This is a genomic window from Citromicrobium bathyomarinum (genome assembly GCA_001306305.2).
Classification (GTDB): domain Bacteria; phylum Pseudomonadota; class Alphaproteobacteria; order Sphingomonadales; family Sphingomonadaceae; genus Alteriqipengyuania; species Alteriqipengyuania bathyomarina.
This window is the reverse complement of sequence record CP155577.1, coordinates 2581893-2597231: the sequence shown is the minus strand read 5'-3', so window position 1 is coordinate 2597231 and position 15339 is coordinate 2581893. Positions and strand designations below refer to the sequence as shown.

At 65.8% G+C, this 15339-nt stretch carries 17 protein-coding genes; 10 read left to right on the top strand and 7 right to left on the bottom strand.

Translation table 11 applies throughout. The features are described from left to right. Positions 1–13 precede the first annotated feature (13 nt). Entirely contained in the window at positions 14–991 is a 978-nt protein-coding gene (secF, locus tag VO57_013030) for a protein translocase subunit SecF (GenBank protein XBL69045.1), read from the top strand. Positions 992–1054: 63 nt separating this feature from the next. Here the strand turns inward: secF and VO57_013025 are convergent, their stop codons facing one another. Further along, positions 1055–2236: a glycosyltransferase gene (locus VO57_013025; protein ID XBL69044.1), complete on the bottom strand. Its 1182-nt coding sequence runs from the start codon at positions 2234–2236 to the stop codon at positions 1055–1057. 11 nt (positions 2237–2247) lie between these two features. Beyond that, on the bottom strand, positions 2248–2820 hold the full coding sequence (locus VO57_013020) for a helix-turn-helix transcriptional regulator (protein XBL69043.1): 573 nt from the start codon (positions 2818–2820) through the stop codon (positions 2248–2250). 97 nt (positions 2821–2917) lie between these two features. On the opposite strand from VO57_013020, the gene VO57_013015 reads away from it, so the two are divergent. Continuing rightward, positions 2918–3391 carry a DUF6456 domain-containing protein gene (locus VO57_013015; GenBank protein ID XBL69042.1) on the top strand — a complete coding sequence of 158 codons (474 nt, stop codon included), beginning with the start codon at positions 2918–2920 and terminating at the stop codon, positions 3389–3391. 48 nt (positions 3392–3439) lie between these two features. Here VO57_013015 and VO57_013010 read toward each other — a convergent pair whose 3' ends face one another. Continuing rightward, positions 3440–4036 (bottom strand): uracil-DNA glycosylase family protein, encoded by a 597-nt coding sequence (locus tag VO57_013010; protein ID XBL69041.1) that lies wholly within the window; start codon positions 4034–4036, stop codon positions 3440–3442. After that, entirely contained in the window at positions 4033–5832 is a 1800-nt protein-coding gene (locus tag VO57_013005; GenBank protein XBL69040.1) for an ATP-binding cassette domain-containing protein, read from the bottom strand. Before VO57_013005 ends, VO57_013010 begins: the two co-directional genes overlap by 4 nt. A 101-nt stretch (positions 5833–5933) precedes the next feature. On the opposite strand from VO57_013005, the gene VO57_013000 reads away from it, so the two are divergent. From VO57_013000 to VO57_012985, 4 genes are all read left to right on the top strand, one after another. Further along, positions 5934–6659, top strand: a complete 726-nt coding sequence (locus VO57_013000) for an SIMPL domain-containing protein (protein XBL69039.1) — start codon at positions 5934–5936, stop codon at positions 6657–6659. 96 nt (positions 6660–6755) lie between these two features. Then, complete coding sequence (locus VO57_012995; GenBank protein ID XBL69038.1) at positions 6756–7091, top strand: PepSY domain-containing protein; 336 nt, start codon at positions 6756–6758, stop codon at positions 7089–7091. Between the two features lie 104 nt (positions 7092–7195). Continuing rightward, entirely contained in the window at positions 7196–7873 is a 678-nt protein-coding gene (locus VO57_012990; GenBank protein ID XBL69037.1) for a response regulator transcription factor, read from the top strand. Positions 7874–8012: 139 nt separating this feature from the next. After that, entirely contained in the window at positions 8013–9341 is a 1329-nt protein-coding gene (locus tag VO57_012985; GenBank protein XBL71341.1) for an ATP-binding protein, read from the top strand. A gap of 82 nt (positions 9342–9423) precedes the next feature. Here VO57_012985 and VO57_012980 read toward each other — a convergent pair whose 3' ends face one another. Continuing rightward, the gene (locus VO57_012980) at positions 9424–9651 is read right to left on the bottom strand and encodes a hypothetical protein (GenBank protein XBL69036.1); all 228 of its coding nucleotides are present in this window, start codon (positions 9649–9651) and stop codon (positions 9424–9426) included. A gap of 213 nt (positions 9652–9864) precedes the next feature. Beyond that, the gene (locus VO57_012975) at positions 9865–10071 is read right to left on the bottom strand and encodes a hypothetical protein (protein ID XBL69035.1); all 207 of its coding nucleotides are present in this window, start codon (positions 10069–10071) and stop codon (positions 9865–9867) included. Between the two features lie 192 nt (positions 10072–10263). Between VO57_012975 and VO57_012970 the strand changes: the two genes are divergently transcribed. Further along, positions 10264–11286, top strand: coding sequence for a polyprenyl synthetase family protein (locus VO57_012970; protein XBL69034.1), 1023 nt, complete (start codon positions 10264–10266; stop codon positions 11284–11286). Between the two features lie 4 nt (positions 11287–11290). On the opposite strand, the gene VO57_012965 is transcribed toward VO57_012970, so the two are convergent. Further along, positions 11291–11986 carry a hypothetical protein gene (locus tag VO57_012965; GenBank protein XBL69033.1) on the bottom strand — a complete coding sequence of 232 codons (696 nt, stop codon included), beginning with the start codon at positions 11984–11986 and terminating at the stop codon, positions 11291–11293. A gap of 153 nt (positions 11987–12139) precedes the next feature. On the opposite strand from VO57_012965, the gene VO57_012960 reads away from it, so the two are divergent. The 3 genes from VO57_012960 to hrpB are packed head-to-tail and all read left to right on the top strand — an operon-like array spanning position 12140 to position 15336. Next, positions 12140–12544 carry a hypothetical protein gene (locus tag VO57_012960; GenBank protein ID XBL69032.1) on the top strand — a complete coding sequence of 135 codons (405 nt, stop codon included), beginning with the start codon at positions 12140–12142 and terminating at the stop codon, positions 12542–12544. A 26-nt stretch (positions 12545–12570) separates the two neighbouring features. After that, positions 12571–12789 (top strand): helix-turn-helix transcriptional regulator, encoded by a 219-nt coding sequence (locus VO57_012955; protein ID XBL69031.1) that lies wholly within the window; start codon positions 12571–12573, stop codon positions 12787–12789. A 51-nt stretch (positions 12790–12840) separates the two neighbouring features. Next, positions 12841–15336, top strand: a complete 2496-nt coding sequence (hrpB, locus tag VO57_012950) for an ATP-dependent helicase HrpB (protein ID XBL69030.1) — start codon at positions 12841–12843, stop codon at positions 15334–15336. Positions 15337–15339: the final 3 nt, after the last annotated feature.

Below are 15339 nucleotides of genomic sequence, written 5' to 3'. Positions count from 1 at the left end.
ATCGAGTAACATCATGAAACTTCTCAAGCTCGTTCCCGACGACACCAACATCAAGTTCCTGCGCTGGCGCGTGCCGTTCTACATCGTCAGCGTGGTGCTGATGATCCTGAGCTGGGTCGCGGTGTTCACCATGGGCCTCAACTACGGGGTCGACTTCGCCGGTGGTCAGGAAGTGCGCCTGACCTTCCAGCAGCAGAACGAGGCCCCGATCCCGCAGCTGCGCGATCTGGTCGGCGATCTGGGTTATGGCGAGCCGGTGGTGCAGGAATTCGGCCAGCCCAACCAGGTCTCGATCCGCGTCCCGCTGCCCGAGGATGTCGAGAACACGCCCGGCGCGGCGACCGAGATCGGCAACAAGGTGATCGCCGCGATCGACCAGCAATATCCCGATGCGCGGACCGATGGTAACGACACCGTTTCCGGCAAGGTCGCGGGCGAATTCCGCGAACGTGCGCTGTGGGCGCTGCTGGCCGCGATGGCCGCGATCGCGATCTATATCTGGGTCCGGTTCGAATGGCAGTTCGGCGTGGGCGCGCTGTTCGCGCTGGTCCACGACGTGTCGCTGACGATGGGCTTCTTCGCGATCACCCAGCTGGAATTCAGCCTGCAGATCATTGCCGCGATCCTCGCCATCATCGGCTATTCGCTGAACGATACGATTGTCGTGTACGACCGCATCCGCGAGAATCTGAAGAAGTTCCGCAAGATGCCCGTGCCCGAACTGCTCGACCTGTCGGTCAACGAGACGCTCGCGCGTACCATCATGACCTCGCTGACGCTGCTGGTCGCGCTGATCCCGCTGCTGCTGTTCGGCCCGGCCAGCCTGTTCGGCATGGTCGCTGCGATCACGCTGGGGATCTTCATCGGGACCTACAGCTCGATCTACATGGCCGCACCGATCCTGATCTGGATGGGGGTGACCGGCTCCAGTTTCGTGCCCCAGGAGAGCAAGGCCGATCAGCAGGAAAAGGTCGCCCGCGGCGAAGCCTGACGATCCGCTTACGTCTGAATTTGAGGCCGCTCGTCCCGATGGGGGCGGGCGGCCTTACTGTTTCTAGCGCCCGATGATGTCCGAATAGATCGCGTCGAGCGCCTCTGCGTGCTCGGCCCAGCCGAACCGCTCGACCATCTGGGCCGTATCCCTCGGCGCAGGCGGATCGCGCAGGATCATCCGCACACCCTCAGCCACCGCATCGCTGTTTCGTGCCACCAGCACCCCTGCGGCCGGACCGCGCACCAGCTCGCGCGCGCCGCCAACATCGCAGATCACCAGCGGAGTGCCGCAGGCAAGCGCTTCGACCCATGCATTCGCAAGCCCCTCGCTGGCCGAGGGCAGCACCATCGCATCGGCGGCGGAGAGCACCAGCGGCAGCAGATCGTGGTCCAGCAGGCCCAAAAAGTGGACCCGCTCAGCTACGCCCAGCTCGCCTGCCAGCGCGCGCAGCTGCGGCTCGTCAGGGCCCTTGCCGACCAGCAGCAGTTGCGCATCGGGCAGCTGCGCCAGCGCGCGCACGACCATCTTCTGCCCCTTACGCTCGATCAGCGCGCCGACCGTCGCAATCAGCGGTCCTTTTTCGGGCAGGGTCACGCCCAGCCGCTCGCCCAGCATCCGGCGCAGACCTGCGTTCTGCAGAGGGCGGAACCGGTCGCGGTCGAGCCCGGTGTAGTGGATCGCGATCTTGCCCCGATCCATTCCCAGCGCGGCCATATCCTGCGCCAGCGCCTCGCTCACCGCGAGCACCCGGTCTGCCTGCCGTGCTGCATCGAGCATCTTCGCCCGGCCGAAGCCGCGCGAGCCCCAGTAGTGAATGTCCGCCCCGCGTGCCTTGATTGCCAGCGGCAGGACCAGCGCGCGGGCGATCGTGGCGGCTGCGGGGCTGTCTGGGTAGAAGAACTGCGCATCGATCAAGTCGAAGGGCTGCCGTGCGTGCAGTTCGCGCGCCAGCGGCAGCACGGCTCTTGCGATCATCGCCGGGTTCAGCCGTCCGCCGACCTTGGGCAGCAGGGTGAAGCTGGGGCGATATACGCTGAGCCCATTGCTGCGCCCGTCGACCGCCGCCTCCTCCAGCGCGCGATATTCGCCCATCCTGACCGGCGGCAGGCCGATCGGGTTGATCACCGTCACCTCCCAGTCGGGCCGTGCGGCAAGCGCCTGCATCGAACTGGCCACAAAAGTGCCGAAGCGGGGGCGGGCCGCGTTGGGGTACAGCGTCGCGAGCGAGAGGAGCCGTTTCATGCGCGTGCCCGTCACAATGGCCGGACCAGCGTTTCGGCGACCGCGATCCACGCCGGGTCTTCCACGACCACCTGCTTGTGCCCCGGTTCGGGGGGCAACAGCGCGATCCGGCGCGGTTCGCTGTCGACCAGCCGCCCGAAGGCGAAGCGGCCCGCACGGCGCGGTACCAGCACGTCTCGGTTGATCGCCTGGCCCGCCTTGGCCGGGTCGATCTGACGCAGCCATAGCTGGTCGCCGGTGCGATAGGCGCCGGTGCTTGCCCTGACCTGCATCACCATCCGCGTGCCCGTCGCTCCCATCACCTCGGGCAGGATCGCCTCGCGCGGGGTCTCCAGCGCCTGCGCGCCGTTATCGCCCAGCACGGCGACCACCGCGACCGGCTCCGCCTTGTCCGAGCGGACCAGCGTTTCGGGATCGACGCCCAGCGCGCTGCCGATCCGCTCCATCCATTTGAGCGAGAGGTTGCGTGTGCCCGTTTCCAGCCGGCCTATGGTCTGCGCTGTGGTGGGCGGGGTGCAGGCCTCCGCCAGATCGGCCAGGGTCCAGCCTTTCTGGCGGCGAATATCGCGGATCCGGTTTATCATCAGGGTGGGTCTTTCACCAAATCGGTAAAAACCACTTTCCTACACCTGCACCCGCTTGGCAAGCCGTCGCTCGATCAATCCGGGGAGACTATCTGCCATGCGACGCGAACTTGCCGAACGTGAACTGACCAGCGAAGGGCCGCGCCGCAGCGGTGCCCCCAGTGCGAGGCGCCGATCTGTCACCGTCAATCTCGCCGAAAGTCCGCTCACCTGGCTGCACGCGCGGGGACATCTGAGCGACCGCCTGTTCGATGCGGGCGAGCGTCTGCGCGCCGATTACGAGAAGGCGCAGCTCAGTCCCTCGGTCACGATGCGGTGGGACCCGGTGCGAATCAAGGGCGGGCCCGATGCCGGGCTTTCCCCCACGGAGCGGCAGCTTGCGGCGAAGGAGCGCTTCGACGGAGCGCTGGCGGCGGCAGGCAGCGGCCTCTCGGACGTGCTGTGGCGGGTGGTGTGCGCGTGCGAGAACCTGCCCGATGCGGAGCGCGCGCTGCACTGGCCTGCGCGTTCCGGCAAGCTGGTGCTCAGGCTGGCGCTGGAACGGGTGGCCGATTTCTATCGCATCGGGTGAGGCGCGTTTTTTTGGTCCCTGGACTGTGTGTCAGGTGTGTCAGGTGTGTCAGGCGTGCCCGAGCCGACGGGCGATCCGCGCTCTCAGACGCGGCAGCAGATCGGCTTCGAACCAGGGGTGCTTGCGCATGAACAGGGTCGATCGCCAGGCGGGATGGGGCAGGGGAATCGCACCATCGAACGCGGCACCGTCGGTTTCCAGCCAGTGCTCGACCCTCCGGGCCATAGTCCAGCCGCGCGTTTCGGGCAGGTTGGCCGCCTGTGCGTAACTGCCGACCAGCAGGGTCAGGCGGTCGTCGGGCAGGGCGGCGAGCACGCGCTCGTGCCACAGCGGGGCGCATTCGGGGCGCGGCGGCCGGTCGCCGCCACTCGCCTTGCCGGGGTAGCAGAAGCCCATCGGGACCAGCGCGACCTGCTCTGCGTCGTACATCTGGTCGCGGTTCAGGCCGGTCCATTCGCGCAGCCGGTCGCCGCTGGCATCGTCCCACGGGATGCCGCTCGCGTGGACCTTGCTGCCCGGTGCCTGCCCGATGATGAGGATGCGGCTTGTGGAAGAGAACTGGACCACCGGTCGCGGTGCAAAGCCCAGCGCGGTCTCGCACACCCGGCAGGCGGCGATGTCTGCGTGCAGCGTCTCTGTGCTCAACCCTCGACCCGCTCGGCAAGCATCAGCCAGCGTTCCTCGGCCTCGTCCTTCTCGCTCCGCGCATTCTCGATGCCCTTCATGATCGTGGCGAAGCGCTGCGGGTCCTTGGTGTACAGCTCCGGATCGGCGAGGATTTCCTCCCCCCGGGCGATGGCGAGCTCCAGCTCCTCGATCCGCGCCGGCAGGGCCTCGTAATCGCGCTGGTCCTTGTAGGAGAGCTTGTCCGCCTTCGGTGGGGGCGGGGCAGGCGGCGGGCTCGCTTTAGCGGGTGCCTTGCTCTTGCCTGCGACGGGCTGGCGGCGCTTGGCGACCCAGTCCTCATACCCGCCCGCGACCACATCTACCTTGCCCGACCCGTCGAGGCCGAGCGTGACGGTGACCGTTCGGTCGAGGAAGTCGCGATCGTGGCTGACGATCAGCACGGTGCCCTCGTAGTCCGCGATGACCTCCTGCAGCAGGTCGAGCGTTTCGAGGTCGAGGTCGTTGGTCGGCTCGTCCAGCACCAGCAGGTTGGATGCGCGGGCGAACTCGCGCGCCAGCAGCAGGCGGGAGCGTTCGCCGCCCGAGAGGATGTCGACCTTGGTATCGACGATGCCGGGATCGAACAGGAATTCCTTGAGGTAGCCCTGAACATGCTTGCGATTGCCCCGCACGTCGATCCAGTCGCCACCCTCGGCCAGCACTTGCCGTACGGTCTTGCCTTCGCCCAGCAGGCTGCGCTGCTGGTCGATCATCACGCCGGTCAGCGTCTTGGCGATGTCGACCGTGCCGCTGTCGGGCTCGATCTCGCCGGTCAGCAACTTCAGGAGCGTGGTCTTGCCCGCACCATTGGCACCGACGATGCCGATCCGGTCGCCGCGCTGGATGCGCAAGCTGAAGTCGCGGATGATGGTGCGGTCGCCATAGGCCTTGGAGACATGGTCGGCGACGATCACCGACTTGCTCTTGAAGTCCTCCGCCGTCGCCAGCTTCAGCTTGGCGGTGCCGGTGGTGTCGATCATCGAGGCACGCTGGGCGCGCATCTGCCACAGCTTCTCCAGCCGGCCCTGGTTGCGCTTGCGCCGCGCGGTCACCCCGCGTTCGAGCCAGTGCGCTTCCAGCTTCAGCTTTGCGTCCAGCTTCTCCGCCGCGCGCGCTTCCTCGGCATAGACCTGCTCTTCCCACGCCTCGTACCCGCCGAAGCCGACCTCCTTGCGGCGCATCGTGCCCCGATCGAGCCACAGCGTCGCGCGGGTCAGGCGCTTGAGGAAGGTCCGGTCGTGGCTGATGACGACGAAGGCGCCGGTATAGCGGTCGAGCCAGCTTTCCAGCCAGTCGATCGCGGCCAGATCCAGATGGTTGGTCGGTTCGTCCATCAGCAGCAGGTCGGGGTGCTGCGCCAGCGCGCGGGCAATCGCGGCGCGACGCTTCTCGCCCCCGCTCGCGCCCTTGCACTCGCGGCTCATGTCGATGCCGAGCTGGCCCGCGATCGCCTCTACCTCGTGTTCGGCGGGCGGGTTCTCGCCCCCGAGCGCGAAGTCCATGAGGGTTTTATGAGCCGAGACGTCCGGGTCCTGCTCCAGCACCACGATCCGCGTGCCGGGCTTTACCTTGCGCTGGCCCTGGTCCGCATCGAGCTTGTCGTCGATCAGCCGGAATAGCGTGGTCTTGCCCGCGCCGTTGCGCCCGATCAGCGCGAGCCGGTCGCGCGGGCCGATGTGCAGATCGATATTATCCTGGTTCGGCCCGCCGAACAGCCAGCGGCCGCCCTGCTGGAGGCCGAGGTTTTCCCAGGAAAGAATTGGAGGCTGAGCCATTGTTGCGGCGAGTTAAGGCGCGAAGAGCTAACTCACAAGCCTTCCGCGAGCCGATGCTTGCGGGTAACTGCTGGAAAACAGCAATCGTCTGGAGAATGCCGATGATCCGCACCGCCATCGTACCCACCGTCCTTGCCGCCACCGCTCTGGCCGCAAGCCCCGCGATCGCTGCCGAAATTCAGGTCCAGGCCACCGGACCGGTGATCGAACTGGTGGTCAACGAACAGGTTGAGGTCGAGCCCGATACGGTCACCATCAGCGCTGGCGTAACCACCCAGGCGCAGACCGCGCAGGAGGCGCTGTCGCAGAACTCCGCGCAGATGCAGAGTGTGATAGACCGGCTGAAATCGCTCGGCATCCCCGAACGCGACATTCAGACCACCCGGATCAATCTGGGCGCGCGTTTCGATTATGACCAGCCAACCCAGCAGCAGGTCTTTCGCGGCTATCAGGCATCCAATCAGGTCAGCGTGAAGCTGCGGGATACCGAAGAGGTCGGCGCGGTGCTCGATGCGCTGGTGAAGGCTGGCGCAAACGATATCAACGGCCCCAGCTTCTCGGTCTCGGACGATACCGGCCCCAAGGCCGAAGCCCGCAAGCGCGCGCTGGAGCGTGCGCGCAGCATGGCGCTGGATTACGCGCGGGTCGCCGGGTACTCCAACGTCCGGGTTCTGCAGATTTCCGAAAGCGTGCAGGGTTCCGCGCGGGAGTATAGCGCCGACGCAATCCGCGTGACCGGATCGCGCATCGGCGGTGCGCCGCCGGTTCGGGCTGGGATGGTGGAAACCGGGGTGACCGTCAGCGTGACCTACGAGGCGGTCAATTAAGGCGGGTGTTCACAAATTGAGGCGGAAACCTGAACGGATGGTAGCATGTCATATTCACAGGCTATTCAATGGTTTCCGCCTATCGCTGTGCGCATCATGAAATCGCTCCTCGCCTCGCTCCTTCTTGGATGTGCGCTCGTCGCCGCACCTGCGCCCGTGTTCGCCCAGAGCAACCCGGCGCAGGAAGCGGCGCGGCGCGATACCCAGTCGGGCAGGGCGCTGCCGCTGCGCCAGATCGAGGCGATCGTGTTCCGTTCGCTCGACGCGCCGGTCTGTTCCAACAGCGGCGGCGGGCGCGATTGCTACGAATATCTGGGCCCCGCGTACGATCCCGGCGCGATGGCCTATCGCCTCAAGTTCATGCGCAACAGCCGCGTGACCTTCGTCGATATCGATGCCCGCACGGGCCGCGTGCTGAGCCGCGCGCGCTAAGCGTCCGGCGGAAAAAGAGGCCCTGTTGTTGACGATCATGCGCCATTCGCTTCAAGGAGCGGCCTTGTTCAAGATACTTGCCAAGTGACAAGGACTACACGCCGATGCGCATCCTGATCGTGGAAGACGAGCCGACATTGGGCCAGCAGCTCAAGTCGACGCTGGAACAGAACGGCTATGCGGTCGACCTGTCGACCGATGGCGAAGACGGCCATTATCTCGGCTCGACCGAGGATTACGACGCCGTGATCCTCGACCTCGGCCTGCCGGAAATCGACGGGCTGACCGTGCTCGGCATGTGGCGCAAGGAAGGCCGCAGGTTCCCCGTGCTGGTGCTGACCGCGCGCGACAGCTGGTCCGACAAGGTTGCCGGGCTGGACGCGGGCGCTGACGATTATCTCGCCAAGCCGTTCCAGACCGAGGAGCTGATCGCCCGCCTGCGCGCGCTGATCCGCCGTGCTTCGGGCAATACGAGCAGCGAACTGACTGCCGGCGACGTGCGGCTCGACACCCGCTCGGGCCGCGTCACGCGCGGCGGCGACCCGGTCAAGCTGACCGCGCAGGAATACAAGCTGCTGAGCTACCTCATGCACCACAAGGGCAAGGTGGTCAGCCGCACCGAACTGATCGAACATATCTACGATCAGGATTTCGACCGCGATTCGAATACGATTGAGGTCTTCGTCACCCGCATCCGCAAGAAACTGGGCGCGGAAGTCATCACAACGATCCGTGGCCTTGGCTACAGCCTCGACGACCCCGCCGACGCCCCCCGCGCGTAACGGCACGCCGCCGGCCGGGTCGTTGACGCGGCCCTCCGGCAGGCGCGATCCGCGTGCGCCCGATCGGGTGGCGGGGGAGGCCTATCAGGAGCCGCCGCGCGATTTCGTCGCGCCCCATACCGGCAGCCTGACATGGCGCATGATCGCGATCTCCGCGATCTGGATCGTCGTGCTGCTGCTGGGCGGAGGGCTGGCGTTGGATCGCACGCTGACCAACCTGGTCCAGGACAATTTCGACACCCAGCTCAACAACAACCTGACTGCGCTGATCGCTTCGACGGAGATCCAGCCGGGAGGGGAGCCCTGGCTAACCCGCCCAATGGGCGATCAGCGGTTCATGGAGCCCAACTCGGGCCTCTATTACCAGATCAGCCCCTCGGGCGAGCCGGTCGATCTGAACAATATCGACGTGCTGCCTTCACGATCGCTGTGGGACGAGGCGCTGGAACTGAGGACGTCGGCGAAGGACGAGCCGGTCTATTACGACAGCAGGCAGTTCCGCGGGGAGCCGCTACGGATCGCCCAGCGCGATACGACCCTGCCCGGCAGAGACACGATGTGGACCTTCGCGGTTGCGCAGTCGCGGGCCGAGATCGACGAACAGATCGACCGGATCCGTCGCATCCTGGTGCTCAGCTTCGTGATCCTGGGGCTGGGCCTGATGGTGCTGGTGCTGCTGCAATCCTATTTCGGCCTGCGCCCGCTGCGCCGTATCCGCACCGCGATCCAGCATATCCGCACCAGCGGCAGCAACCGGGTGACCGACCCGCTGCCGCTGGAGGTCCAGCCGCTGGTGCAGGAGCTGAACATGCTGCTCGAACATTCCGAGCGGCAGGCGGAAGAGGCGCGCACCCACGCCGGCAATCTCGCCCATGCACTCAAGACTCCGCTGACCGTGGTCAACAACGCCGCGACCGCACACGCGCCCGATCTTGCCGATACCGTGATCCGCGAGGCGCGCACGATGCGCCGTCATGTCGACCACCATCTGGCCCGTGCCCGCGCGGTCGGGCGCCGGGCGGTCGGCCATGCGCGGACCCCGGTGCGCGACAGCGCGGAAGCCGTCCGTCGTGCGATCGAGCGCCTCTATCCCGACGTGCGGTTCGACATCGACGGATCGAAGGACGCGCAGGTCTCGATCGAGCGTCAGGATCTCGACGAAATCCTCGGCAACCTGATCGAGAACGCGGCGAAGTATGGTGGGGGCAGCGTGTTCGTGACGATCGATGCCGAGCCGGACGATCGCCGCTGCGTGATCTGGGTGGAGGATGACGGGATGGGCATCCCCGAGGAAAAGCGGGTCGAGATTTTCGATCGGGGTGCGCGGCTCGATACCGGGAAACCGGGCACTGGACTCGGCCTCGCCATCGTGCGCGACGTGGCGGAAATCTACGGCGGATCGGTCGACCTGGCGGAGAGCGAGGATCTGGGCGGCCTGCTTGTTCGCCTGTCGCTTCCGCGTAGCTGATGCGCTGCGGCGAGCAAGACTTAGGCAACAAAAAAGGGACGCTGAAGCGCCCCTTTTCCGTATTCGATCCTGTGCGTTAGGCTCAGGCGCTCAGCGGCGGTTCGTTGATGTCGCGGTCATCCGAAGTGACGACGGCAACCACGACCAGGCCGACCAGCGCTGCTGCGGCGATACCTGCAATGGCACCGCCACCGGCGAGGCTGTCTTCATTTTCGACCGGCGCGGCATCGCGGGTCTGCGCCTGCACGGCGAGGGGGGTGATGGCGAGCGTGGCACCGGCCAGCGCTGCGGTAAGCTTTCCGTACTTCATAGGTCTTTAAACCCCTTCTATTGAAACTCGATTAGCGAAAGGGCCAGAGACCAAGCGGTCACCAGCCCTTACGTACAGAAGGTGCCACCCTTAAGGAGGTTCCCTTCTTGCGACTATTTTAGGACGAATTGTGGCAATATCGCGTAGAGCCGATACGAAAAAGGGCGCGAGTTGCCCCGCGCCCCTACCTGAAAAGGCAAATAATGCGTCGGCTTAGTTGCTGACGCTGTCGCTGTCGCCCGAAACCGCAATGCCGATACCCAGGCCGACGATGGCGAGGATGATCAGCGGAGTGTAGCCGCCGCCCATTTCGCTCTCATCCGAAACCGGCGCTGCGGTGCGGACGTCGGCCTGCGCCGCGATCGGCGCGACGGCGAGGGTTGCAGCAGCTGCTACGGCAAAGGTTTTGCCAAACTTCATCAGTAAATCTCCAAGTTCTTCCCTGAACGGAGAATTCTATGCGGTTTTTGCACCAGCCGCAACCTTGCGGCGGCACAGGCGGCAATCGCGCCCGACCTGCGGCGAAAAGGGCACAGTGATTGCGACGCGGGCATGAGCGCGATGCGCGATGATGCTTGAAATGATCGCGGGGCTTGGCCATGGCCCGCTGTAATGACCGCCGAGATCGTCCCACTCCGTAAAGCGTCTGGCGCACCCGAAGCCTCGATCGATGCGATGCTCTCGCTCACCGCGTCGGGAATGAACGCGGTCAACACCGTGATCCTCGATCGGATGCAGAGCGAAATTCCGCTTATCCCGAGCCTTGCGGGTCACCTGATCTCGGGCGGAGGCAAGCGGCTGCGCCCGATGCTGACGCTCGCCGGGGCGGAGCTGGTCGGCTATAACGGCACGCGCCACCACAAGCTCGCCGCCGCGGTCGAGTTCATCCACACCGCCACGCTGCTGCACGACGATGTGGTCGACGGCAGTGAGATGCGTCGGGGCAAGGCCGCCGCGAACATCATCTTCGGCAATCCGGCGACCGTGCTGGTCGGCGATTTCCTGTTCAGCCGCGCGTTCGAGCTGATGACCGAGGATGGCAGCCTGAAGGTGCTGAAGATCCTCAGCTCGGCCAGCGCGATCATCGCGGAGGGCGAGGTTGCCCAGCTGACCTCGCAGCGCAAGATCACCACCAGCGAGCAGCGCTATCTCGACATCATCGGCTCCAAGACCGCCGCGCTGTTCGCCGCCGCCAGCCGCATTGCGGCGGTGGTCGCCGAATGCAGCGACGCGGAGGAGCAGGCGCTCGACGATTACGGTCGCAACCTCGGCATCGCGTTCCAGCTGGTCGACGACGCGCTCGACTATTCGTCCGACGCGGCCGAGATGGGCAAGGACCGGGGCGACGACTTCCGCGAGGGCAAGATGACCCTGCCGGTCATCCTCGCCTATGCGCGCGGCGACGCGGAGGAGCGCAAGTTCTGGGAGGCCGCAATCCTCGGCCACCGCACCTCCGACGAAGACCTCGCCCACGCGGTATCGCTGGTCGAACGCCACGACTGCGTCACCGCCACCCGCGAGCGCGCCCGGCACTTCGCGCAGATGGCGGCGGATGCGCTGTCGATCTTCCCCGACGGCAAGGCGCGCGAAGCGATGGTCGAAGCCGCGCACTTCGCGGTGGCGCGGGGGTTTTAATTATTTACGGTCGGTGCCTTTCCTCATCGTGTTTCTTGAGTTCATCAGCGGTTCCTAAAACTTGCTCATGCCAAGAAACTCTCAGAGTTCGCCCTTCCAGCTTCCCTGCCCTTGCAGCCCCCGCAATTAATAATAGTGCCTTTGCCCAATAGCGGAGGTCGTCGGCTCCCCACCGATCAACAGCCCAATCTTTGATGTGAACTCCGCGTTCTCTAGTTTCTGCCAAGATAGATTCTAGCCGAAACCCGAATCGGTGGGCTGCGCCTTCCTGTTCCACGGCCTCTGCACGCCGCGCTCCCAGCCAATTATCTCTGCCTAGCACATTGTCGTCAGCCCAATGGCGCTGCATCCGTGCGCGTTGAAGTGAAGCACTTTCTTGAAGCATGTCTCTCGCTAACTCTTCGGCTCGACTTGCGAGTGACGCATCACGAGCGATTTCCTTATCATCTCTCAAGCCGTCTATTTTTCTTCCAGACCAGAAGAGTAAAAAGAGCCAAATGCCAATGAGTAATGTGAGAAAAAACCAAATTAGGGGTGTGTTCAGCAGTTCTGCTCCACTGCTTATTATTTCTGCGGTTTTGTCCTTCGCTTCAGGCCAAACCCCAGAGGCAGCAACTAATAGCGCGAGTAAGCTTATGATACCGCCAAAAAGTGCCGGCCAAATCCATTTGAGAAATGCGTGAAAAAGTCGCCAATCCATACCGGGGACATATCAACTTCGCATTGACTGCGGGAGTCTCGCGAACTCCATATCCCCGGGGCGGCCAAGGGGGGGTGTGTCGAAAATATTCGACATACGGCTCGCGCTCTCCTATGTAGAAAATGTTCTACATAACGGAGGAGATTCGCGATCATGTCGTTCAGGGAAAAATCCGCGTGGGTCATGGGGGCGATCATGCTCGCGACCGGCGTGTTCTACGCGCAGCTGGTCGCGGGGGCGCCGCAGGCTCCGGTGATCGAGCCGCTGATCCCCTATGTGCTCGCGGTGGTCGTGTTCTCGGTCGTCGCGCAGATCGGGCTCGCAATTGCCTCTCCCAAGGAAGCAAACGCCCCGGCGGACGAGCGGGAAAAGATCGTCATCGACCGGGCGGGGCACTGGTCGGGCATGGTGATGGGCGTGCTGGCGGTTGCCGCCTGCGCGACCTACGTCGCGCTGCCCAGTGGCGGGATGCTGTTCCACCACATCATCGGCGCGCTGATCGTCGCGCAGCTGGCGGAATATGCGTTCCAGATCGTCCTGTTCCGCAGGCCGATCTGATGGGAGGCGTCTGATGGGCCGGTCCGATGGGTAAGCGCCCGCCGATCACCAACCGCGTGCGCGAGCTGCGCGAGGAGCATGACAAGATGAGCCAGGCCGCGCTGGGCGAGGCGGTGGGGGTGACGCGCCACACGATCATCGCCATCGAACAGGGGCGCTACTCCCCCAGCCTGGAGACCGCCTTCCGCATCGCGCGCCTGTTCGGCGTGGGGGTGGAGGACGTGTTCGGCTGGGAGGGGGGGTGATCCGCGAAGGACGCCTTCGCAGGGGTGACGGACTGGGTTAGAGGCGGGGCAATGCCCGACGATTCCAGTCTCCCCATCCATGCCGTATTGGCGCAGTTGAAGGCCGCGCTGCGCGATGGCCCCAACGCGGTGCTGGTCGCGCCGCCAGGGGCGGGCAAGACGACCGCGGTCGCGCCCGCGCTGCTGGGCGAGGACTGGTGCACCGGCGAAGTCCTGCTGCTCTCGCCCCGCCGCGTTGCCGCTCGCGCCGCTGCTGAGCGGATGGCGGCAATGCTGGGGGAAAAGCCGGGCGAGACGATCGGTTATCTCACGCGGCTCGACTCGAAACGCTCTGCAAAGACGCGCGTAACCGTCTTGACCGAGGCGATTTTTCTCAACCGCATCGTCGCCGACCCCGAATTGCCGGGCGTCTCCGCCGTGCTGTTCGACGAGGCGCACGAACGGCATCTGGACAGCGATTTCGGCCTCGCGCTGGCGCTCGAGACGCAGGGCGTGCTGCGCGAGGATCTGCGGCTGGTGGTGATGTCCGCCACGCTCGACGGAGAGCGGTTCGCCGGGCTCATGAACGATTGCCCGGTGATCGAGAGCGAGGGGCGCAGCCATCCCCTGCGGATCGAGTGGCTGGGCGCGAGCGGCACGCAGCGCTTCGAGGATGCGATGGCCGATGCCGTCGCGCAGGCGTGGCGGGCGGAGGAGGGCGACATCCTCGCCTTCCTGCCCGGCGTGCGCGAGATCGAGCGGGTGCGCGAACGGCTGGAGGATCGCTTGCGCGGCGCGGTGATCCTGCCGCTGCACGGGCAGGTCGATCCGGCAGGCCAGCGCGCCGCGATCCGCCGCGATGCCGAGGGTCGCCGCCGGATCGTGCTGGCGACCGCGATTGCGGAAACCTCTCTGACATTGGAGGGCGTCACCGTGGTTGTCGATGGCGGGCTGTCTCGGCGTGCTGAGTACGACCGCGCGGCAGGCGGCAACCGGCTGGTGACCGTGCAGGCATCGCAGGCCTCCGCCACGCAGCGGGCAGGGCGCGCGGCGCGGCAGGTACCGGGTGTGGCCTATCGCCTGTGGGCGGAGGCGGCGCATGCGGGACGTCCGGCGTTCGAGCCGCCCGAGATCGCCACCAGCGACCTCGCGCCGCTGGTGCTGACGCTGGCCCAGTGGGGCGAGAGCGAACCTGCCAATCTGCGCTGGCTCGATCCTCCCCCGGAAGCTTCTCTCGCGACGGCGCGCGAGGAGTTGCGGGCGCTCGGCGCGCTTGATGGGGAGGGGCGGATCACGCCGCAGGGCGAGACGATGGCGCAGCTGCCGCTCGATCCCGCTGGCGCGGCGATGGTGCTGTTCGGCGAGCGGCATGGCTGTACCGAGCGCGCGGCGCGGCTCGTGCTGCTGTTGCAGGAGCGCGGGCTGGGCGGTCGCGGAGAGGATTTGGAGGCGCGGCTTTCTCGCTGGAATGGCGAGCGGGGCGGGCGTGCCGACGCGAGCCGCAAGCTGGCGGGGCGATGGGCTGCGGCTGCTCAAAATCTAACCTCCGTTCGCCCTGAGCCTGTCGAACGGCGTGGGCGCGAACGTGCTTCGACAAGCTCAGCACGAACGGTTCTTGAGGTTCCACTCGCCATCATCCTCGCCGCCGGTCGTCCAGGTTTTATAGCAAAGCGCCGAGATAATTCGGGCGAGGACTGGCTGACGGCGAATGGGCGGGGCTATCGGCTCGACCCGACATCTTCGGTTGCGCGCGCCGAATATTGCGTGATCGGCGATGCGCAGGGCTCGGCACAGGGCGCACGGATCACCGCCGCCGCCGCGCTCGAAGAAGCGGACCTGCGCCAGTGGCTGGGTGAGCGCATTGCGCTCCATCGAACGCTGCGCTGGACCGGGGAACGGGTCGAGGCGCGGCGCGAGGAGCGGTTGGGGGCGCTGGTCCTGTCGAAGGGGCAGGACCCGGTGCCCGACATGGATGCGGTACAGGCGCTGCTTGTGGACAAGGCTCTGGACAAGCTGGGGGAACTGCTCCCCGCCGCACTGCTCGCCCGCGCGCGTTTTGCGGGGATCGAGGGGCTTTCGTCGGAGATTCTTCGCGAGACCGCAGAACTTTGGCTCGCGCCGCTTCTGGCGGGGCGCCGCGATCTCGCGGTGAGCAAGGGCAAGCTGGTCGACGCGGTGCTCGGCCAGCTCGACTGGAACGAGCGGCAGCGGCTGGATCAGGCCGCACCGCGCGAATTCGTCTCGCCCGCAGGTACGCACCACCCGATCGATTACGAGGGGCAGGATGCGCCCGCGGTCGAGGTGCGCGTGCAGGCGCTCTACGGGCTCGATCGGCATCCTATGATCGGCCAAGGGAAGAGTGCGTCGCCGCTGTTGCTCAAGCTGACTAGCCCCGCCGGGCGCCCGGTGCAGGCGACCCGCGATCTGCCCGCGTTTTGGCGCGGTAGCTGGGCCGATGTGCGCAAGGATATGAAGGGCCGCTATCCGAAACATCGCTGGCCGGACGAGCCGTGGACCGAGGTCGCAAGCCTCAAGACGAAGAATGCCTTTTCACGCGGGCAAGGCTGAATT

What these genes read in the sequence shown, in the direction of transcription:
- secF (XBL69045.1), top strand. Translation starts at nt 14, where the DNA reads ATGAAACTTCTCAAGCTCGTTCCCGACGACACCAACATCAAGTTCCTG.
- VO57_013025 (XBL69044.1), bottom strand. Translation starts at nt 2,236, where the DNA reads ATGAAACGGCTCCTCTCGCTCGCGACGCTGTACCCCAACGCGGCCCGC.
- VO57_013020 (XBL69043.1), bottom strand. Translation starts at nt 2,820, where the DNA reads ATGATAAACCGGATCCGCGATATTCGCCGCCAGAAAGGCTGGACCCTG.
- VO57_013015 (XBL69042.1), top strand. Translation starts at nt 2,918, where the DNA reads ATGCGACGCGAACTTGCCGAACGTGAACTGACCAGCGAAGGGCCGCGC.
- VO57_013005 (XBL69040.1), bottom strand. Translation starts at nt 5,832, where the DNA reads ATGGCTCAGCCTCCAATTCTTTCCTGGGAAAACCTCGGCCTCCAGCAG.
- VO57_013000 (XBL69039.1), top strand. Translation starts at nt 5,934, where the DNA reads ATGATCCGCACCGCCATCGTACCCACCGTCCTTGCCGCCACCGCTCTG.
- VO57_012995 (XBL69038.1), top strand. Translation starts at nt 6,756, where the DNA reads ATGAAATCGCTCCTCGCCTCGCTCCTTCTTGGATGTGCGCTCGTCGCC.
- VO57_012990 (XBL69037.1), top strand. Translation starts at nt 7,196, where the DNA reads ATGCGCATCCTGATCGTGGAAGACGAGCCGACATTGGGCCAGCAGCTC.
- VO57_012985 (XBL71341.1), top strand. Translation starts at nt 8,013, where the DNA reads ATGATCGCGATCTCCGCGATCTGGATCGTCGTGCTGCTGCTGGGCGGA.
- VO57_012980 (XBL69036.1), bottom strand. Translation starts at nt 9,651, where the DNA reads ATGAAGTACGGAAAGCTTACCGCAGCGCTGGCCGGTGCCACGCTCGCC.
- VO57_012975 (XBL69035.1), bottom strand. Translation starts at nt 10,071, where the DNA reads ATGAAGTTTGGCAAAACCTTTGCCGTAGCAGCTGCTGCAACCCTCGCC.
- VO57_012970 (XBL69034.1), top strand. Translation starts at nt 10,264, where the DNA reads ATGACCGCCGAGATCGTCCCACTCCGTAAAGCGTCTGGCGCACCCGAA.
- VO57_012965 (XBL69033.1), bottom strand. Translation starts at nt 11,986, where the DNA reads ATGGATTGGCGACTTTTTCACGCATTTCTCAAATGGATTTGGCCGGCA.
- VO57_012960 (XBL69032.1), top strand. Translation starts at nt 12,140, where the DNA reads ATGTCGTTCAGGGAAAAATCCGCGTGGGTCATGGGGGCGATCATGCTC.
- VO57_012955 (XBL69031.1), top strand. Translation starts at nt 12,571, where the DNA reads ATGGGTAAGCGCCCGCCGATCACCAACCGCGTGCGCGAGCTGCGCGAG.
- hrpB (XBL69030.1), top strand. Translation starts at nt 12,841, where the DNA reads ATGCCCGACGATTCCAGTCTCCCCATCCATGCCGTATTGGCGCAGTTG.